Source organism: Pseudomonas sp. PLMAX (genome assembly GCF_046042685.1).
Lineage (GTDB): Bacteria > Pseudomonadota > Gammaproteobacteria > Pseudomonadales > Pseudomonadaceae > Aquipseudomonas > Aquipseudomonas putida_AE.
The window spans coordinates 5,566,336-5,585,107 of record NZ_CP064949.1; the positions used below are offsets into that span (position 1 = coordinate 5,566,336).

At 60.5% G+C, this 18,772-nt stretch carries 18 protein-coding genes; 11 read left to right on the top strand and 7 right to left on the bottom strand.

Going from position 1 to position 18,772, the window contains the following annotated elements:
- Window positions 1-9: 9 nt before the first annotated feature.
- Complete coding sequence (gene phnR / locus DKB71_RS25240; RefSeq protein WP_274073036.1) at window positions 10-723, bottom strand: phosphonate utilization transcriptional regulator PhnR; 714 nt, start codon at window positions 721-723, stop codon at window positions 10-12.
- A gap of 351 nt (window positions 724-1,074) precedes the next feature.
- Here phnR and DKB71_RS25245 point away from each other — a divergent pair, with 351 nt between their 5' ends.
- From DKB71_RS25245 to DKB71_RS25270, 6 genes are all read left to right on the top strand, one after another.
- Window positions 1,075-2,139 carry an ABC transporter substrate-binding protein gene (locus DKB71_RS25245; protein ID WP_408598157.1) on the top strand — a complete coding sequence of 355 codons (1,065 nt, stop codon included), beginning with the start codon at window positions 1,075-1,077 and terminating at the stop codon, window positions 2,137-2,139.
- Between the two features lie 175 nt (window positions 2,140-2,314).
- On the top strand, window positions 2,315-3,121 hold the full coding sequence (locus tag DKB71_RS25250; RefSeq protein WP_408598159.1) for an alkaline phosphatase family protein: 807 nt from the start codon (window positions 2,315-2,317) through the stop codon (window positions 3,119-3,121).
- Window positions 3,122-3,126: 5 nt separating this feature from the next.
- Window positions 3,127-3,963, top strand: a complete 837-nt coding sequence (locus tag DKB71_RS25255; protein ID WP_274073283.1) for an ABC transporter permease subunit — start codon at window positions 3,127-3,129, stop codon at window positions 3,961-3,963.
- Window positions 3,950-4,750: an ABC transporter permease gene (locus DKB71_RS25260; protein WP_274073033.1), complete on the top strand. Its 801-nt coding sequence runs from the start codon at window positions 3,950-3,952 to the stop codon at window positions 4,748-4,750. The genes DKB71_RS25255 and DKB71_RS25260 overlap by 14 nt, the downstream gene beginning before the upstream one ends.
- Complete coding sequence (locus tag DKB71_RS25265) at window positions 4,747-5,736, top strand: ABC transporter ATP-binding protein (RefSeq protein ID WP_274073032.1); 990 nt, start codon at window positions 4,747-4,749, stop codon at window positions 5,734-5,736. Before DKB71_RS25260 ends, DKB71_RS25265 begins: the two co-directional genes overlap by 4 nt.
- A 34-nt stretch (window positions 5,737-5,770) precedes the next feature.
- Window positions 5,771-6,424 (top strand): HAD family hydrolase, encoded by a 654-nt coding sequence (locus DKB71_RS25270; RefSeq protein WP_408598162.1) that lies wholly within the window; start codon window positions 5,771-5,773, stop codon window positions 6,422-6,424.
- Between the two features lie 96 nt (window positions 6,425-6,520).
- On the opposite strand, the gene DKB71_RS25275 is transcribed toward DKB71_RS25270, so the two are convergent.
- Window positions 6,521-7,483 carry an NAD(P)H-quinone oxidoreductase gene (locus tag DKB71_RS25275; RefSeq protein ID WP_274073030.1) on the bottom strand — a complete coding sequence of 321 codons (963 nt, stop codon included), beginning with the start codon at window positions 7,481-7,483 and terminating at the stop codon, window positions 6,521-6,523.
- A 138-nt stretch (window positions 7,484-7,621) separates the two neighbouring features.
- On the opposite strand from DKB71_RS25275, the gene DKB71_RS25280 reads away from it, so the two are divergent.
- The 3 genes from DKB71_RS25280 to DKB71_RS25290 all read left to right on the top strand — a co-directional run bounded on the left by DKB71_RS25280 (window position 7,622) and on the right by DKB71_RS25290 (window position 12,482).
- Window positions 7,622-9,703 (top strand): carboxy terminal-processing peptidase, encoded by a 2,082-nt coding sequence (locus DKB71_RS25280; protein WP_408598164.1) that lies wholly within the window; start codon window positions 7,622-7,624, stop codon window positions 9,701-9,703.
- Window positions 9,704-9,834: 131 nt separating this feature from the next.
- Window positions 9,835-11,610 (top strand): bifunctional diguanylate cyclase/phosphodiesterase, encoded by a 1,776-nt coding sequence (locus DKB71_RS25285; RefSeq protein ID WP_408598166.1) that lies wholly within the window; start codon window positions 9,835-9,837, stop codon window positions 11,608-11,610.
- 197 nt (window positions 11,611-11,807) lie between these two features.
- Window positions 11,808-12,482 carry a DUF3313 domain-containing protein gene (locus DKB71_RS25290; protein WP_408598168.1) on the top strand — a complete coding sequence of 225 codons (675 nt, stop codon included), beginning with the start codon at window positions 11,808-11,810 and terminating at the stop codon, window positions 12,480-12,482.
- Window positions 12,483-12,873: 391 nt separating this feature from the next.
- On the opposite strand, the gene DKB71_RS25295 is transcribed toward DKB71_RS25290, so the two are convergent.
- From DKB71_RS25295 to DKB71_RS25315, 5 genes are all read right to left on the bottom strand, one after another.
- A complete protein-coding gene (locus DKB71_RS25295; RefSeq protein WP_406591445.1) occupies window positions 12,874-13,281 on the bottom strand; it encodes a sel1 repeat family protein in 408 nt (135 codons plus the stop codon).
- Entirely contained in the window at window positions 13,282-13,653 is a 372-nt protein-coding gene (locus tag DKB71_RS25300; protein ID WP_003223109.1) for a hypothetical protein, read from the bottom strand. It abuts the gene before it with no gap.
- Window positions 13,650-13,991 (bottom strand): helix-turn-helix transcriptional regulator, encoded by a 342-nt coding sequence (locus tag DKB71_RS25305; protein WP_323607015.1) that lies wholly within the window; start codon window positions 13,989-13,991, stop codon window positions 13,650-13,652. The genes DKB71_RS25300 and DKB71_RS25305 overlap by 4 nt, the downstream gene beginning before the upstream one ends.
- Window positions 13,992-14,105: 114 nt before the next feature.
- Complete coding sequence (locus DKB71_RS25310) at window positions 14,106-14,561, bottom strand: YkvA family protein (RefSeq protein ID WP_408598171.1); 456 nt, start codon at window positions 14,559-14,561, stop codon at window positions 14,106-14,108.
- Between the two features lie 291 nt (window positions 14,562-14,852).
- Window positions 14,853-15,566: an FKBP-type peptidyl-prolyl cis-trans isomerase gene (locus tag DKB71_RS25315; RefSeq protein WP_008060887.1), complete on the bottom strand. Its 714-nt coding sequence runs from the start codon at window positions 15,564-15,566 to the stop codon at window positions 14,853-14,855.
- 255 nt (window positions 15,567-15,821) lie between these two features.
- Here DKB71_RS25315 and DKB71_RS25320 point away from each other — a divergent pair, with 255 nt between their 5' ends.
- Both DKB71_RS25320 and DKB71_RS25325 read left to right on the top strand, forming a co-directional pair.
- Window positions 15,822-17,630: a di-heme-cytochrome C peroxidase gene (locus DKB71_RS25320; RefSeq protein WP_408598174.1), complete on the top strand. Its 1,809-nt coding sequence runs from the start codon at window positions 15,822-15,824 to the stop codon at window positions 17,628-17,630.
- Entirely contained in the window at window positions 17,627-18,769 is a 1,143-nt protein-coding gene (locus tag DKB71_RS25325; RefSeq protein WP_408598176.1) for a catalase family protein, read from the top strand. Before DKB71_RS25320 ends, DKB71_RS25325 begins: the two co-directional genes overlap by 4 nt.
- The last annotated feature ends 3 nt before the right edge of the window (window positions 18,770-18,772 follow it).

Genomic DNA, 18,772 nt, shown 5'->3' on the forward strand with positions numbered 1-18,772 from the left:
TGACCTGGGTCAGGCCACATCAACCCCGACATGAATCGCATCATGGCGCCAGAACTCCAGGTCACAATCGATCAGCCGCCCGTGCTGGTCGTAATTGACCCGGGCGATGCGCAATCCGGGACTGCCCACCGACACCCTTAAAGCGGCCGCCGCGTCTGCCGACAATGCCGTCGGCACGATCTCGAAGCGCACCCGCCCGTAGTGCAGGTCGTAGTGCCGCGCATACAGCTCGGTGATCGACTGATTCAGGTCGAAATCCAGAATCCCCGGAAAATACTGCGGATTCAGATAGTGCTCCACGTACAGCACCAGTCGCCCATCAATACGCCGCGAACGACAGACCTGAATCACGCTCGACAACGCCGGCAGCTGTAACCAGGCACAGATCGCCGCCGATGCCGGCAACAATCGCGCCGAAATGACCTCGGTGGACGGCACCCGCCCCTGGGCGCTGACCATGGCGTGGAAGTGACTGCGCTGCATCAGGTTGTAGGCCAGGCGCGGCGGCGACACGAACCAGCCACGACGCTCCTCGCGATAGATCTGGCCTTGGGCTTCGAGCTGCAACAATGCCTCGCGCACGGTAATGCGCGTGGTCCCGAACAACTCACTGAGCTTGCGTTCGGCTGGCAACTTGCTCCCGGGCGCCAACAGCCCCTTATCGAGCTGCTCCTGGAGCACCTGGCCTATGGCTGTCACCGCTTTTGTTGCCTCATCGCGCATCAACGTTACCTATCTGGACTAGACCAGCACTCTTTGGGGGCGCAACCGCTGGAAAAAACGGTTCTTTCAAGATCCTGCAAGCGTAGGCAATGCAGATGACCGAGAGATGACACAGCCGCCCGACGGTCATCCCGACAACGTGCAAGACATCGGCCAAGTCCCTTGTGTTATGGGGCTTCGCCCATGGTCTACGCTTACTTGGCACCCGCCGATACCGGGCAAATAAACGTCCGCCGGGGCGACGAACGACATCAAAGTGTCATCGAGCCGCCTTAGATTGGCTCAGGTATTGCTGACCTAGACCAACACAATCGCAATCGCAGCGTTGAAAACGCCCATAGGAGCTTCGGAATGAAACAGCTTTTCCTGGCATCACTGTTAGGCTCGACCATTGCCATGTGCACCGCCGCCATGGCGGCTGATGATTTGAAAACTCTCGAGGCCGCTGCGAAAGCGGAAGGCGCCGTCAACAGCGTCGGCATGCCCGATGACTGGGCCAACTGGAAAGGCACCTGGGAAGACCTGGCCAAGAAGTACGGCCTGAAACACATCGACACCGACATGAGTTCGGCCCAGGAAATCGCCAAGTTCGCCGCCGAGAAAGACAACGCCAGCGCCGACATCGGCGACGTCGGGGCCGCCTTCGGCCCGATCGCGGTCAAGCAAGGCGTGGTGCAACCCTACAAACCCACGACCTGGGATCAGATCCCGGACTGGGCGAAAGACAAGGACGGCAACTGGGCACTGGCCTATACCGGCACCATCGCTTTCATCGTCAACAAAAAGCTGCTGCACGGTTCCGAAGTGCCAACCAAGTGGGCTGACCTCAAGACCGGCAAGTACAAGGTTTCCATTGGTGACGTAAGCACCGCGGCCCAGGCTGCAAACGGCGTTCTGGCCGCGGCACTGGCCAACGGCGGCGACGAGAAAAACCTTGAGCCTGCGCTGTTGCTGTTCGCCGACATCGCCAGGCAAGGTCGCCTGTCGATGTCCAACCCGGTGATTGGCGCCATGGAAAAAGGCGAGATCGAAGTCGGTGTGGTCTGGGACTTCAACGGCCTGAGCTACAAGGCCAAGATGGCCAACCCGGATGATTACGTGGTGCTGATCCCGTCCGACGGCTCGGTGATTTCCGGCTACACCACCATCATCAACAAGTACGCGAAGAACCCTAACGCGGCCAAGCTGACCCGCGAGTACATCTTCAGCGACGCCGGCCAGATCAACCTGGCCAAGGGCAATGCGCGTCCGATCCGCGCCGAACACATCACGCTGCCGGATGACGTAAAAGCCAAGCTGCTGCCGAACGAGCAGTACAAGAAGGTCACGCCGATCAAGGACGCGGATGCCTGGGAAAAAACCTCCAAGGCCCTGCCGCAGAAGTGGAACGAAGAAGTCATCGTCGAAATGAAATGACGCGATAGGTCCCATTTGGGGATCTGATGGAGATCCAAATGTGGGAGCGGGCTTGCTCGCGAAGGCGGTGTGTCAATCGACATCAATGTCGAATGTCAGTCCGCCTTCGCGAGCAAGCCCGCACACAGTGGACCGAGTGAATTTCCAAATACTGTTTCCCGGAGTGTTTGCCCCCATGAAACACAACGTCATCCTGGTCGTGCTCGACGGCCTCAATTACGAAGTCGCGCGTCACGCCATGGGGCACCTGCAGGCTTACGTCGGCGCAGGACGCGCAGCGCTCTACAAACTGGAGTGCGAGTTGCCGGCCCTGTCGCGACCGCTCTACGAATGCATCCTGACCGGCGTCAAGCCGATCGACAGCGGCATCGTTCACAACAACGTCTCGCGCCTGTCCAACCAGCGCAGCATCTATCACTACGCCACCGACGCAGGTCTCAAAACCGCAGCCGCGGCTTATCACTGGGTCAGTGAGCTGTACAACCGCTCGCCCTTCGTAGCGTCCCGGGATCGTCATACCGACAACCCCGACCTGCCGATCCAGCACGGGCATTTCTACTGGAGCGATCACTATCCCGACTCGCACCTGTTCGCCGACGCGGAAAACCTGCGCTTGATTCACGCGCCGAATTTCCTGCTGATCCACCCGATGAACATCGACGACGCCGGGCACAAGCACGGCCTCGACACCCCGCAGTACCGCAACAGCGCGCGCTTTGCCGACATCTACCTCGCCGACTACCTGCAAGGCTGGCTCGACGCCGGTTATCAGGTGCTGGTGACCGCCGATCACGGCATGAACAACGACCGCTCCCACAACGGCCTGCTGCCCGAGGAACGCGAAGTGCCGTTGTTCGTACTCGGCGATGCCTTCAGCTTCAATGCCGACGCGGCGCCGAAACAGATCGACCTCTGCGGCACCGTCTGCGAACTGCTGGGCGTCCCCCACGACAAGCCCGTGTGCCGGGAGCTGCTCAAGTGACCTCCATGACTCGCGGCAAATGGCTGGCAGCCCTGTGCCTGGTGCCCTTCGCCCTGTTCTTCATCGTGTTCGAAATCGCCCCACTGACATGGGTCATCATCAACAGCCTGGAATCGGAAGAGTCCGGTTGGGGCATTGCCAACTTCACCAAGGTCTTCAGCTCGAAGTTCTACCGGCAGGCGATCCAGTACAGCCTCGAGATCAGCTTCTGGTCCAGCGTGTTCGGCATCATCATCGCCGTGCTCGGTGCCTATTCCCTGCGCCGGGTCGACTCCAGGCTGCGCAACTTCGTCAACGCCTTCGCCAACATGACCAGCAACTTCTCCGGCGTGCCGCTGGCCTTCGCGTTCATCATTCTGCTGGGCTTCAACGGCAGCTTCACCATCATGCTCAAGCAGGCCGGGATCATTCAGGACTTCAACCTGTACTCGAAAACCGGGCTGATCATCCTCTACACCTACTTCCAGATTCCCCTGGGCGTGCTGCTGCTCTACCCGGCCTTCGACGCCCTGCGCGAAGACTGGCGCGAATCCGCCGAGCTGCTCGGCGCCAACGGCTGGCAGTACTGGCGGCACATCGGCCTGCCGGTGCTGACCCCGGCGCTGCTCGGCACCTTCGTGATCCTGCTGGCCAACGCCCTCGGCGCCTACGCCACGGTGTACGCCCTGACTACCGGCAACTTCAACGTGCTGACGATCCGGATCGCCGCGATGGTCTCGGGTGATATTTCCCTGGACCCGAACCTGGCCAGTGCCCTGGCCGTGGTGCTGGTGGCGTTGATGACCCTGGTGACCATCGTCCATCAACTGCTGCTGAAGAGGAGCTACCATGTCTCGCGCTGAACTGGGGCCTGCCGGCGTCTACCATCGGGTGGTGGTCTACCTGCTGTTTGCCATCATGTTGCTGCCGCTGGTCGGCACCTTCATCTATTCGATTTCCAGCAGTTGGTCGGCCACCATCCTGCCCAGCGGTTTCAGCATCAAATGGTACGTACAACTGTGGAGCGATCCGCGGTTCCTGAGCGCTTTCGGCCAGTCGCTGCTGGTCTGCGTCGGCGCACTGGTTCTAGCGGTGGTACTGATCCTGCCGCTGCTGTTCGTGGTGCATTACCACTTCCCCAGACTCGATGCGCTGATGAACATCCTGATCCTGCTGCCCTTCGCCGTGCCGCCGGTGGTGTCGTCGGTGGGCCTGCTGCAGCTCTACGGTTCCGGGCCGTTCGCCATGGTCGGTACGCCTTGGATCCTGATCGGTTGCTACTTCACCGTGGCGCTGCCGTTCATGTACCGCGCCATCACCAACAACCTGCAAGCGATCAACCTGCGCGACCTGATGGACGCCGCCCAACTGCTCGGTGCCAGCACTTTTCAGGCAGCGTTCCTGGTGGTGCTGCCGAATCTGCGCAAGGGCCTGATGGTGGCGTTGCTGCTGTCTTTCTCGTTCCTGTTCGGTGAGTTCGTGTTCGCCAACATCCTCGTCGGCACCCGTTATGAAACCCTGCAGGTCTACCTCAACAACATGCGCAACAGCAGCGGTCATTTCACCAGTGCGCTGGTGATTTCCTATTTCCTCTTTGTGCTGGTCTTGACCTGGATCGCCAACATCTTGAACAGGGACAAAAGCGAATGAGCTATGTCAGCGTCCAACATCTGCAAAAGAATTACGCCGGCACCACGGTGTTCAACGACATCAACTGCGAAATCCACAAAGGCGAATTCGTCACCCTGCTCGGCCCGTCCGGTTGCGGCAAATCCACCCTGCTGCGCTGCATCGCCGGGCTGACGCCGGTGGATGGCGGCAAGATCCTGCTCGATGGCGTCGATATCGTCCCGTTGAGCCCGCAAAAACGCGGGATCGGCATGGTGTTCCAGAGTTACGCGCTGTTCCCCAACATGACCGTGGAACAAAACGTCGCGTTTGGCCTGCGCATGCAGAAGGTCAACGCCGGCGACAGCCACAAGCGTGTCGCCGAGGTGTTGCAGCTGGTGGAACTGAACGACTTTGCCAGCCGTTACCCGCACCAGTTGTCGGGCGGCCAGTGCCAGCGTGTCGCCCTGGCTCGTTCATTGGTCACCCGCCCGCGCCTGCTGTTGCTGGATGAACCGCTGTCGGCCCTGGATGCGCGGATTCGCAAGCACCTGCGCGAACAGATCCGTCAGATCCAGCGCGAGCTGGGCCTGACCACGATCTTCGTCACACACGACCAGGAAGAAGCGCTGACCATGTCCGATCGCATTTTCCTGATGAACCAGGGAAAAATCGTACAAAGCGGTGACGCCGAAACCCTGTACACGGCACCGGTGGACGTCTTCGCCGCCGGTTTCATCGGCAACTACAACCTGCTGGACGCCGCCAGCGCATCCAAGCTGTTGCAACGGCCGATCAACCACCGCATCGCCATTCGCCCGGAAGCCATCGAACTGAGCCTGGACGGCGATCTCGACGCCCAGGTGCGCAGTCACAGCCTGCTGGGCAACGTGATTCGCTACCGCATCGAAGCCCGTGGCGTGGAGCTGGTGGTGGATGTGCTGAACCGCTCGGCGTCCGACCTGCATCCCGATGGTCAGCGCCTGGCACTTTCCATCGATCCGACCGCCCTGTGTGAGGTAGCCTGATGCCTTTGCTGACGTTGAAGAGAGAGTTGCACTGATGGCCCTGGCAATTTTTGATCTGGACGAAACCCTGATCCACGGCGACTGCGCCTCGTTGTGGAGTGAGCAAATGGTCCGCCTCGGCTGGGTCGACGGCGAATCCTTCCTGCGTCGCGACAAGGAACTGATGGACGCCTACGGCAGGGGGCACCTGGCCATGGAGGACTACATGGCCTTCAGCCTGGAACCCTTGATCGGCCGTACCCCCGCGGAAGTCGAGCACCTGGTCGGCCCGTGGGTGGAAGATTTCATCGAACCGATCATCTTCAGCGACGCCACCAAAACCATCGCCGCCCACCGCAAGGCCGGCGACCGGATCCTGGTGATTTCGGCCTCGGGCACGCATTTGGTGAGGCCGATTGCCGAACGTCTGGGCATCGACGAGATTCTCGGGATCGAGCTGGAAGTGGCGCACGGGGCCTATACCGGCAAGACCGTCGGTACGCTGACGTATCGCGAAGGCAAGATCACCCGGCTGCTGGAGTGGCTGGATGCGGAGGAGGAGAACCTGGAGGGCGCGAGTTTCTATTCCGACTCACGCAATGATTTGCCGTTGCTGCTGAAGGTGGATTTCCCGCATGTGGTCAATCCCGATCCGGTATTGCTTGAGGAGGCGGAAAAATCCGGCTGGCCGATCCATAACTGGAAGTAAAAGCAAAAGATCGCAGCCTGCGGCAGCTCCTACAGGAGAATGCGATCCCCTGTAGGAGCTGCCGCAGGCTGCGATCTTTTCAGGCCCAACCCGATATCAGCTCAGGCTCTCGTCAATCACCAACACCAACTTCCCCGCCACCGTATTACTCGCCAACTCCGCAAACGCCGCTTCGGCATCCTTGATCGGGAAGGCCTTTGCCAGCTGCGGGCTCAAGCGTTTATCGGCAAACAGCGGCCAGACATGCTGGCCCAGATCCCTGAACAGATCCGCCTTGAACTGATCGCTACGACTGCGCAGGGTCGAGCCCAGCAACTGCACGCGCTTGGCCAGCACCTGCGCCAGGTCCAGCTTCGCTTCACGCCCCCCCATCAAGCCGATCAGAACCCAACGGCCATCGGCCGCCATCAGTTTCAGGTTCAGCGCTGCGTAGTTGCCACCCACCGGGTCGAGGATGACGTCGAACGGCCCCAGGTCGCGCAGGCTGTCCAGGTCGTCAGTGCGCACCACGCCGCCCTGGGCGCCGAGCGCTTCACAGTAGGCCAGGCGCTCGGCAGAGCCGACACTGACCCAGCACGGATTGCCGAACGCCTTGCAAAGCTGAATGGCAGCTGAACCGATTCCACTTGCTCCGGCGTGCAACAGCACTTTTTCACCCGGCTTGAGTGCCGCCAGTTGAAACAGGTTCAGCCAGACGGTGGCATAGACTTCCGGCAGCGCGGCCGCTTCGGCCAGTGACATTTCGTCGGGAACCGGCAACACATGCCGCCCGTCGACCACCACCTCCTCGGCCATCCCGCCCCCGGCCAGCAAGGCGCAAACCCGATCGCCCACCTGCCAGGACGAGCCCGGGCCCACCTCGCTGATCACCCCGGAACACTCGAGCCCAAGCACTTGGCTGGCCCCCGGCGGTGGTGGATAAAGGCCTGCCTTCTGCAACAGATCGGCGCGATTGAGACCCGCTGCTGCCACTCGAATCCGAACTTGCCCCGCATCACACGCAGGACTGGGCTCTTCATCCCACACCACTTGACCGTCAACGCCTTGCAATGCTTTCACAGTGCCTCCATAGTGAGTCTGGACTGAGCCCGAAGCTGTAGCGCCGGGCTTTTTGCATTATGCGACCGGCCCATGTGGAACCGGCGACTTCAAAGACGGCCTAATATGCGTTATCAATTGTCCCCGCGTCGAATCAACATGAAGCGTTTGTTCCCCAGCACTGCCCTCGCCCTTTTCATCGGTATCGGCCTGTTGCCGATGTCCGGCAATACTTTCGCAGCCAATAGCTGGGACAAGCTTCAGCCCGACCGTGACGAAGTCATCGCCAGTCTGAATGTCGTGGAACTGCTCAAGCGCCACCACTACAGTAAGCCGCCGCTCGATGACGCGCGCTCGCTGATCATCTACGACAGCTACCTGAAACTGCTCGACCCGTCGCGCAGCTACTACATGGCCAGCGACATCGCCGAATTCGACAAGTGGAAGACCCAGTTCGACGACTTCCTCAAGAGCGGCGACCTCAACGCCGGGTTCACCATCTACAAGCGCTACCTGGACCGCGTCAAGGCGCGTCTGGACTTTGCCCTTGCCGAGCTGAACAAGGGCGTCGACAAGATCGACTTCACCTCCAAGGAAACCTTGCTGGTCGACCGCAAGGATGCCCCTTGGCTGAAATCCACCGCGGAACTCGACGACCTGTGGCGCAAACGCGTCAAGGACGAAGTGCTGCGGCAGAAGATCGCCGGCAAGGACTCCAAGCAGATCCAGGAAACCCTGACCAAGCGCTACAAGAACCAGCTGGCGCGCCTGGGCCAGACCCGTGCGGAAGACATCTTCCAGGCGTACATCAACACCTTCGCCATGTCCTACGACCCGCATACCAACTACCTGTCGCCGGATAACGCGGAAAACTTCGACATCAACATGAGCCTGTCCCTCGAGGGCATCGGCGCCGTGTTGCAGAGCGATAACGACCAGGTGAAAATCGTGCGCCTGGTGCCGGCAGGCCCTGCCGACAAGACCAAGCAGGTCGCACCGGCCGACAAGATCATCGGCGTAGCCCAGGGCAACAAGGAAATGGTCGACGTGGTCGGCTGGCGCCTGGACGAAGTGGTCAAGCTGATCCGCGGTCCGAAAGGCACCATCGTGCGCCTGGAAGTGATCCCGGCCAGCAATGCACCGAACGACCAGACCAGCAAGGTCGTGCCGATCACCCGCGAAGCGGTGAAGCTTGAAGACCAGGCGGTGAAGAAGTCGGTCCTCAACCTCAAGCAGGACGGCAAGGACTACAAGCTCGGTGTCATCGAGATCCCGGCCTTCTACCTGGACTTCAAGGCCTTCCGTGCCGGCGATCCGGATTACAAGAGCACCACCCGCGACGTCAAGAAGCTGCTGACCGAGTTGCAGAAAGACAAGGTCGACGGCGTGGTCATCGACCTGCGCAACAATGGCGGTGGCTCCTTGCAGGAAGCTACCGAGCTGACCAGCCTGTTCATCGACAAGGGCCCTACCGTGCTCGTGCGTAACGCCGACGGCCGCGTCGATGTCCTCGAAGACGAAAACCCGGGTGCCTTCTACAAAGGCCCGATGGCGTTGCTGGTCAATCGCCTGTCCGCCTCGGCCTCGGAAATTTTCGCCGGTGCCATGCAGGACTACCATCGCGCGCTGATCATCGGCGGCCAGACCTTCGGCAAAGGCACCGTGCAGACCATCCAGCCGCTGAACCATGGTGAGCTCAAGCTGACACTGGCCAAGTTCTACCGGGTTTCCGGGCAGAGCACCCAACATCAGGGCGTACTGCCGGACATCGATTACCCGTCGATCATCGACACCAAGGAAATCGGCGAAAGCGCCCTGCCCGAAGCCATGCCGTGGGACACCATCAAGGCGGCGATCAAGCCTGCGCTCGACCCATTCAAACCGTACATCACCCAGCTCAAGTCCGAGCATGACGTACGCACGGCCAAGGACGCGGAGTTCGTGTTCATCCGCGACAAACTGGCCCTGGCGCAGAAACTGATGGCGGAAAAAACCGTCAGCCTCAATGAAGCCGAGCGTCGTGCCCAGCACGCCGATATCGAAGCCAAGCAGCTCGCCATGGAGAACATCCGTCGCAAGGCCAAGGGCGAAGAGCCGCTCAAGGAGCTGAAGAAAGAAGACGAAGACGCTATCGCGGCCGAGGACGACAAGACGAAGCCGGAAGACGATGCCTACCTGAGCGAAACCGGGCGCATCCTCCTGGATTACCTGAAGCTCAATACCGCGGTCGCCAAGCACTAAGCTGATGGCAATTTAATGCTGACGCTCCCCGGAGCGTCATCAAACAGTCATCATTCTGTCGTGAAATAACGGACCGGTAGCCCTCTTGCACCCAAGAGCGCTCCGGTCCTTTTTTTTCGCCAGAGATCGCCATGACCACAACCGAACAGCTGAGTGCCTTGAGTTCCATACTGGCTCAAAGCGGTTTGCACAGCCTGTTCCAACCCATCATCTGCCTCTCTGAACGACGCATCCTGGGCTACGAAGCCCTGAGCCGCGGCCCCTCCAACAGCCCGTTGCACTCTCCTGTCGCCCTGTTCGCCGTCGCCCGCCAGGCGGGTCGCCTGAGCGAACTGGAAATCGCCTGCCGGCAGAGCGCTTGCCGGCGCTTCAACGAACAGAAGCTGCCCGGCAAACTGTTCCTCAACGTCTCCCCGGAATCATTGCTCGAAGCGGCCCACCAGCCGGGTCGCACCTTGCAGCTGCTGCAGGATTTCGGCATCGCACCGAACCAGGTGGTGATCGAACTCACCGAGCAGACCCCGACCGACGACTTCCAGCTGCTGCACACCGCCTTGCATCATTATCGGGCCATGGGCTTTTCCATTGCCCTGGACGACCTGGGCGCGGGTTACTCAAGCTTGCGCCTGTGGTCCGAACTGCGCCCCGACTACGTGAAGATCGACCGCCACTTCATCGACGGCATCCACCAGGACGCCCTCAAGCGCGAGTTCGTAGGCTCAATCCTGCAGATCGCCAAAGCCTCGCGGTCCCAGGTGATCGCCGAAGGTATCGAGTTGCCGGAGGAACTGGCGGTATTGACTGAAATGGGCATCGACCTGGTCCAGGGCTATCTCCTCTGCCGTCCCCAGGAGCATCCACCGCGCGATGCCCGCACCTTGATGCCCCGGCGCGACAGCAGCGCCGTGGTGCTGGGCGACGACGGCAGCGACCTCAGCGCCCTGCTCAACGATCAGCCCGCCGTGCCCCGCGACACCCCGACCGCCACCGTGCTCGAAGCCTTCCGCCGCCAAGCCAACCTGAACTCCCTGGCGGTGCTGGACGAGCACGACCAGCCCTGCGGCATCGTCCATCGGCACTCGCTCTCGGACGCCCTGCTCAAGCCGTTCGCCACCGACCTGTTCGCCCGCAAACCCATCAGCCGCCTGATGAGCGACGACTTCCTGGCTGTCGAGATCAGCCAGTCGCTGCAACAGGTCAGCCGACTGATCACCAGCCGCGCCCGGCAACGCATCGAAGAAGACTTCATCATCACCCTCAACGGCCATTACCTGGGACTGGGCCGGGTGATCGACGTGCTCAAGCTGATCACCGAACTGAAAATACAGCAAGCACGCTACGCCAACCCCCTGACCCTGCTGCCGGGCAACGTACCGATCCAGCAATGCCTCACACGCCTGCTGCAACAACAGCGCGAATCGATAATCTGCTACGTCGACATCGACAGCTTCAAACCCTTCAACGACATCTACGGCTACGGCCGTGGCGACGAAGTCCTGCTGTGCCTGGCCCAATGCCTGAACGACCGCATCGACCCCTCCCGCGACTTCGTCGGCCATATCGGCGGCGACGACTTCCTGCTGGTACTGGGCCCGGACGACTGGCGCAAACGCTTGAACCAGCTGCTCGACGACTTCCACAGCCAATGCCGACGCTTCTACCGCAGCGAACACCTGGAAGCCGGCTGCTTCACCGCCCCCAACCGCCAGGGCGTGCGCCAGGAGTTTCCCTTGTTGTCGCTGTCTATCGGCGTGGTGCATTTACACCCGCAGGCATGTGGTCAGCTGGATGCGAGCCAGTTGGCGGAGATGGCTTCGCAGGCTAAGCATCATGCGAAGAATGTGCAGGGGTGGAGCGTGCATGTGATTGATAGCATGGCGGGGACGGGGCGATTGCATTCGAACTGACCACCGATTTCATCGGTTCATCATGTGTCGCCTGGTTATTTACCCCCCCCTCTCTACAAACCATGGAGAAATGAATCGGTTGCAGCGCCCCTACCTGACTATGCTGAATAGCGGTCATTTTGATGTTCCGGCCAACGGCGAAATCTAGGACAGGCCTGCTTCAAGGGTCAATCCTGCTTATCAATACAGGACTCAACATGGATAAATCACGCTATTGGCTTTCTGGTTTGGTCATGAGCGCAATGATGCTCAATGGCTGCGCTTCCAAGGTCACTGAAGTAGACCAGTACTCTGGGTACCTGGATCGTTATGATGTTTTGCAGCCGTCGGTTTCTGCCACAGGCGCGTCGACACTGCGCTGGGTTTCCCCAGGCTTTAGTCCTGCGGCATTTGATACGGTGAACTTCGATGGGTTGGAATTGTTTCCTGCGCCCACGGCGACGGATCGCATAAACATGCAGGCATTCACGCAACTTCAACAGACGACCAACCAGGCTGTTGTTAGCGCATTGTCAAAGCGATACAGGGTATCCAATACCTTGCAGCCCCTGCCCCCCAATGCACGTCCTTTAGTCATGAGAGCTGCCATTACCGGCGTGAACGCCTCCAACGAAGGCATGAAGTGGTATGAAATCATTCCCGTAGCGGCAGTGGTGGGAGGTGTCAGTGCCGCCACCGGACACCGCGATCAAGACACCGAGTTGTATGTAGAGGCAGTCTTGCTCGACCCGGCGACCAACGAACCGGTAGCGAGAGTCGTGCGCAAGGTATTTGGAAACAAACTGGAAAATGCTTCAACGCCAATCAAGGCTGAGGATTTTACGCAAGCAATCAATGGATTGGGCGCCGACTTGAGTGCGTTCGTTCATTAGTAGTTAGAAAAGTCTGCGCATCACGGCGGTGGTCGGGCAGGACCACCTGGCCGCTAGCTCCAGCAACTCACTAGAAACGCCCACTCAGGCCAGAAACGTGAATACGGCAGCCTAGTCAGCCATCAGGTTTACATGGACTGATAAGGGGACTGATAAGGGGACGGATTTATTTTCCCATCCCTTTGTTGGAAAAATAAATCCGTCCCCTTTTTCGCTTTTTCGTTGTTTTCGCTGCTTTTTCGCTGCTTTTTCGCTTTTTCGTCCAGTTCACGAAAACCGCCACAAATTGAAGGAAGTTTCCGAGGACCTTACCCAGAAAATTCGCCCAATAAAAAGCAACGAGGCACGAGGTTTCCCTCACGCCACCTGTGCGTATCGAAAAATAAACGAATTACTGCGAAGAACCGCCAGCATCCAACTCTTTAAGTTTGATCTCGGCCAACGGATGCCCGGCCTTGGCAGCCATCTCCCAGAACCGCGCCGCTTCCGCCGGGTCCGGCGCCTTGCTCGGGCTCCCAGCCAGGCTGATCACGCCCACTTGGTAGGCTGCCTTGCCATCACCGGCCAATGCGGCCAGACGTAACAGGCGGACACCCTCTTCCCGCGCTCCCAGGCCGACGCCACGAAAGGTCAGGATGTGCCCATAGAAACTCTGCGCACCGACATCGCCCAGGTTCGCCATACGTGCGAACTGCCCCTCCATCCAGCTCCAGCCGCGGGGCAGGCGCACGAACCAGGGCCAGTGGAACAACCGGCGGGCCAGCCAGTAGCCGGCCCGTGCCTTGAGCTTGAGAAACACTCAGGCCTCCGCCGATTCGGGGTACTCGTATTCGAACACGCGAACCACTTCCGAGGCGTGCCAGGAGGCGGCGGCGACGCCGTCGGATGGGCCGGAGAAACGGCCCAGGCGCTCGACGCATTCAAAGAAACCGGTGCGTGGCAAGCGGCTGGCGCCCTGGCTGATCACCAGCGAGCTGCGCAGTGGCTGTTCGGCCTTGGCGTCCAGTGCGGCCAGGTGTTCGAGCGCGGCGGTGAGGGTTTGCATGGCAGGCGTCGGCAGCTGCAAGCGCTCCAGCAAGGCGCGGTAGGTCAGGAGATGGCGCTGTCGGCGCGCCTGGTCCAGTTCGCCTAACAGACCGTCCCAATGTTGACGACTGATGCGTACGCTCACGATTCATCCCTCCACCCTGGCACCGTCAATTCCCAGGCCAGGCTGCGGCGAATCGCGGCGTCGGGCAGACGCTCGCCACTTTCGATCATGGCCAGGTATGACGGGCTGATGCCTACCGTGCGGGCCAGCGCCTCGATGGCGATGCCCTTCCCTTCGCGCAAACTGCGGAGTTGATCCAGACCTGGAAGAATGGGGTCCGGGGTGGTCGCGAGCGGCGCCGGGGCCGGACGCGACGGTGCTTCGTTGATGCCTGCTGCTTTGAGTAAAGCCTGATACTGAGCCCATGGCAGAACCGCATATTCGGGCTCGCCTTCGCGTGTAATTATCTGAATATCCATGACTACCCCGTAGGACAAAAACACTTAGCGAGTCGGCACTTTTCCCTAGAAGTGTAATCCTAACAGCGGCCAAGGTCGCGGGGGCTATCTATCTGCGGCGCAGACTGGACCAAATCAGGACTTTTTCGGTCCTTGAAGCTTCAGTTTCTCAGGGGTATCGGGCAGGCGCTCGACCACGGCGAGCTTTTCCGGCACTTGGCGTTTGCACCAGGCGCGGAAGGCGTTGAGTTCATCATCGAGGACTTTCATCAGCCAGGCCAGCACGGCGATGTCGTCGATCATGCCGAATAGCGGCAGAAAATCAGGAATGGCATCGACCGGGCTGAGAAAGTACATCAGGCCGGCAACGACCGAGATCAGTGCCTTGGGACTTATGGCGCGGTATTCACCGCGCCAATAGGCCAGGCACAGTGCCTGCAACAGGCGCAGATCGTCCTTGAGTTTGCCGAGCCGGTTGCCTTGGCTGGCACTTTTACTGGCCACCGCGAACAGCAAGGTCGGCAAGCGCCCACGGGCGAGCAGGCGTCCGGCCAAGGGCAGGAAACGAGCAAAATTCCAGGGTGCTTTCATGATGCCTCCGGCAAGAATGTTATCCACACAAATTGTGGATAACCTTGTGAACAGAGCCACTTTTCATGGCTGAAAGGCCCGTTTCATAAGGGCTTAACTCAGATCGGGCGTTTTTTGCCCATCTAAAAAATCCTAATATTTCATTGACTTGGAGGTCTGCCGAAGGTTAGGGCCGGCCCCCACACTGTCTATGACTTCAGCATGCGGCAACTGTTCGCTTTGTTTACCATGCAGCACCAGATGCAACAACGCCCCGCATGAGCGAGGCGTTGTTGTCAAAGCAGACGCGAATTACTTGGCGGCGTCTTCTTTTGCTGGATCCTTGATGGCCAGCAGTTCCAGGTCGAACACCAGCACCGAGTTGGCCGGGATCGCCGGGCTTGGGCTTTGCGCGCCGTAAGCCAGTTCGCTAGGAATATACAGCTTGTACTTCTCGCCGACGTGCATCAATTGCAGGCCTTCGACCCAACCCGGGATCACACCGCTGACCGGCAGATCGATCGGGCTGCCGCGCTCGACGGAGCTGTCGAAAACGGTGCCGTTGGTCAGCTTGCCGGTGTAGTGAACGGTCACTACGTCAGTCGGCTTAGGCTGGGCGCCATCGGCTTTCTTTTCCACTTCGTATTGCAGGCCGGAAGCGGTGGTCACGACGCCAGCTTTCTTGGCGTTTTCTTCGAGGAATTTCTTGCCGGCGGCTGCCGACTCTTCGCTCATCTTGGCCATGCGCTCTTCGGCACGCTTTTGCAGCGCGGCGAAGGCTTCGACCAATTCTTCATCCTTGAGCTTCTGCTCTTTCTTGCCGACCGCATCTTCGATGCCCTGGGCGACGGCTTTGGAGTCCAGATCGTCCATGCCTTCCTGAGCCAGGCTCTTGCCCATGTTCAGGCCAATTCCGTAGGAAGCTTTTTGCGCCGGGGTTTTCAGCTCTACGCTGGTTTGCGAGTCGCAACCCGCAAGTACCAGGCTAACCAGGGCCACCGCCGCCGCCAACCGATGCTGTTTCATGCTATTTCCTTGTTCATGCGCCTAAAGGGCAATCGAGTAAAGTCGCGAGCTTATCAGGCGGCCACGACCAATGGCTACCGGCATGAGAGCCGCAAACCGGCGATAAGTTCAGGTGTTTAAACGCATTTGGACCTGTTGACGATGAAACTTCTGTCATCTTGCGTTCAGGGAGGCCGAACATATGGCGTAATGGCCTCTTGCCGCCTACCTGGGGCTGAGGCATAACGGAAGAAAAGATCGACAAGGATGGTCTACGTGCGCCTCTTGCTCCGTTTGTTGGGCCTGATTGTGGCCCTGGTGGCCCTCGCCCTGGCCGTGGTCCTCTACTACGTCGCCAACCCGAAACTGCCGCGCCACGCGGCCGCGCAACAGGTGCACTACCTGGATCAATGGAGCGCCGAAGAGCGCCAGCGCTACTATTTCACGCCCCAGGGGACCCAGGTCAAGGGCTTGCGCTACGACTGGTTCACCGCCCTGGAACTGCCCTTTTCGCAGCAACGATTCGCCGCCCCCGAGTACCTCGCACGCTTCGGTTTCCTGATCGATCCCGCGCAGAAAGCCACATCGGACAACCCCGGCAACCTGCCCGCGGGTTTCGCCCGGCATCAGAATCCGGGCAGTGCGGATACATTTCTGGATATTACCTGCGCTGCCTGTCATACCGGTGAGCTGCGCCTGAAGGGTCAAGCCGTGCGCATCGACGGCGGCGCCGCGCAGCATGTGTTGCCCTCCAGCGTGCCGACCCTGCAGGGCGGCAGTTTCGGACAGGCTCTGGTGGCGAGCCTGGTTTCCACTTACTACAACCCATGGAAGTTTGAACGTTTCGCCCGCAAGGTCCTGGGCCCCGACTATGAGGACGGCAAGCAGCCTCTGCGCGAAGCCTTCAAGGGCTCCCTCGATACCTTCCTCAAGGTGGCCTGGAACGACACCCATCGCGGGCTGTACCCGACCGAAGAAGGCCCCGGGCGCACCGATGCGTTCGGGCGCATTGCCAATGCCAGCTTCGGCGATGCGATTTCCCCCGCCAACTACCGCGTGGCCAACGCCCCCGTCGACTACCCACAGTTGTGGGACATGTGGACGTTCGACTGGGTGCAGTGGAATGGCTCGGCGCAGCAGCCCATGGCGCGCAATATCGGTGAAGCCCTGGGCGTGGGCGCCACGCTGAACTTTTTCGATGGCAACGGGCAGCCACTCAAGGGCGACGATCGTTATCCCTCCAGCGTCCGGGTGCGTGACTTGCACCTGATCGAAGAAACCCTGCAACGACTCAAGCCGCCAGCCTGGCCGGAAGACTTGCTAGGCGTGGTCGACAAACCGCTGGCCGCCAAGGGTCGCGTGCTGTTCACGCAGAACTGCGCCGGTTGCCACGTACCGCAGGTCATCCCCAGCGAGGGGCGGCCGGTGCAACAGCTGAAAATGCTGCCCGTGCACGTGATCGGCACCGACCCTGGCGCCGCCAACAATATCGCCGATCATCGCTTCGACCTGACGGCCTTGCAGTGGGACCCGGCCGAGCTGGCGCAACTGGACGTACAACTGCATCCCACCCCCAGCGAACCCCTGGACCTGAGCCAGCTGTCGGTCGCCAGGGGCCTGGCCTACGTCACCGCTTTCGTTGGCAACCGCGCCTATCGCGAGGCCGCCATCACGCCCGCCGAGCGCGCGGACATGGATGGCTTCGGCCTGCCGATCGGGGTCCAGGAATTGCGCGTCTATAAGGCCCGGCCCCTGGCGGGCGTATGGGCGACGCCGCCCTTCCTGCACAACGGTTCGGTGCCGAGCCTTTATCAATTGCTTTCGCCCCAGGACGAACGCGCCACGACCTTTTACAAAGGCACCTTCGAGTACGACCCGAGGCACCTGGGCTATCGCATCGAAGCCTTCGAAAATGGTTTTGTGTTCGACACGCGCATCACCGGTAATCACAACAGCGGCCATGAATTCCGCGCCGGCAAAAGAGGCAACGGCGTGATCGGGCGCTTGCTGCAACCCGAAGAGCGCTGGGCGTTGCTGGAGTATTTGAAAGTCCTGGGCGGCCCTCTGGAGACGCAATTGCCATGAAAATTCTGTGGATGCGCCTGGGCGCCTTTCTCGGCAAGACCCTGCTCTGGTTGCTGGGCCTGGGCGTGCTCGGCTGGGCAGTGGCCACGGCCTGGTTCGCCTGGCAACACCGCGGACCGGTCTCAAATCAGGAGCTGATTCCGGCCGGCGAAGCCGCGATGACCCAGGCCATCATCCAGACGGCGGTGCGCATCGTCGACCAGCACCGCGAAAGCACCCGTTACCTGCGTGACGCCCACGCCAAGGCACACGGCTGTGTGCAGGCCGAAGTGCAGGTGTTGCCGGAATTGGCGGGCGATCTGCGTCAGGGGGTGTTCAGCGAACCCGGCAAGACCTGGCAAGCGACGATGCGCCTGTCCAATGGCAACGCCTACCCGCAATTCGACAGCATCCGTGATGCTCGCGGCATGGCGATCAAGCTCCGCGATGTGCCCGGCAAACAGCTGCTCGGCGACCAAGCGGATCGAGCTGAACAGGACTTCGTGATGTTCAGTCATCCGAACTTCTTTGTCAGCGATGTCGCCGAGTACCGTCAGAATGTGGCCGCCCAGGCGGACGGCAAAAAGGCCATGGCCTTCTTCCCGTCCTGGGACCCGCGCAGCTGGCAGGTGCGCCATCTGTTTATCGCCCTGGCGACACTCTCCCCTGCCCCGGAAAGCCCGACGCGCACGACCTACTTTTCGGTTTCGCCCTACAAGTTTGGCGAGGCCAATGCCAAGTTTCGCGTGATGCCTGACCCTGACAGCTGCCCGGCCTACACCCTGCCCGCGCAGAATCAGAAGTTGCCGAATTTCCTGCGCAGCGCACTGTACCAGCAGCTATCGACCGATCGGATGCCCGCCTGCTTCGCCCTGCAGATCCAGCGCCAGGACGCGAGCGAGTACATGCCGATCGAAGACACCAGCATTGAATGGCAAGAGAGCGATGCGCCGTTCCAGACGGTGGCGCGGGTCAGGGTACCTGCCCAGGACTTCGACACGCCGGCGCAGAACCTGCAATGCGACAACCTGTCTTTCAACCCATGGTTCGGAATTGAAGCGCATCGCCCCATCGGCGGCATCAACCGCTTGCGCAAGGCCGTTTACGAGGCTGTCAGCGATTACCGTCACGACCGGAATGCCGGGGAAGACCGGCGCTAAACC

Bases quoted from the DNA above. Each gene is read 5' to 3' on its own strand.
- phnR (WP_274073036.1), bottom strand. From the start codon at position 723: ATGCGCGATGAGGCAACAAAAGCGGTGACAGCCATAGGCCAGGTGCTC.
- DKB71_RS25245 (WP_408598157.1), top strand. From the start codon at position 1,075: ATGAAACAGCTTTTCCTGGCATCACTGTTAGGCTCGACCATTGCCATG.
- DKB71_RS25250 (WP_408598159.1), top strand. From the start codon at position 2,315: ATGAAACACAACGTCATCCTGGTCGTGCTCGACGGCCTCAATTACGAA.
- DKB71_RS25255 (WP_274073283.1), top strand. From the start codon at position 3,127: ATGACTCGCGGCAAATGGCTGGCAGCCCTGTGCCTGGTGCCCTTCGCC.
- DKB71_RS25260 (WP_274073033.1), top strand. From the start codon at position 3,950: ATGTCTCGCGCTGAACTGGGGCCTGCCGGCGTCTACCATCGGGTGGTG.
- DKB71_RS25265 (WP_274073032.1), top strand. From the start codon at position 4,747: ATGAGCTATGTCAGCGTCCAACATCTGCAAAAGAATTACGCCGGCACC.
- DKB71_RS25270 (WP_408598162.1), top strand. From the start codon at position 5,771: ATGGCCCTGGCAATTTTTGATCTGGACGAAACCCTGATCCACGGCGAC.
- DKB71_RS25280 (WP_408598164.1), top strand. From the start codon at position 7,622: ATGAAGCGTTTGTTCCCCAGCACTGCCCTCGCCCTTTTCATCGGTATC.
- DKB71_RS25285 (WP_408598166.1), top strand. From the start codon at position 9,835: ATGACCACAACCGAACAGCTGAGTGCCTTGAGTTCCATACTGGCTCAA.
- DKB71_RS25290 (WP_408598168.1), top strand. From the start codon at position 11,808: ATGGATAAATCACGCTATTGGCTTTCTGGTTTGGTCATGAGCGCAATG.
- DKB71_RS25305 (WP_323607015.1), bottom strand. From the start codon at position 13,991: ATGGATATTCAGATAATTACACGCGAAGGCGAGCCCGAATATGCGGTT.
- DKB71_RS25310 (WP_408598171.1), bottom strand. From the start codon at position 14,561: ATGAAAGCACCCTGGAATTTTGCTCGTTTCCTGCCCTTGGCCGGACGC.
- DKB71_RS25315 (WP_008060887.1), bottom strand. From the start codon at position 15,566: ATGAAACAGCATCGGTTGGCGGCGGCGGTGGCCCTGGTTAGCCTGGTA.
- DKB71_RS25325 (WP_408598176.1), top strand. From the start codon at position 17,627: ATGAAAATTCTGTGGATGCGCCTGGGCGCCTTTCTCGGCAAGACCCTG.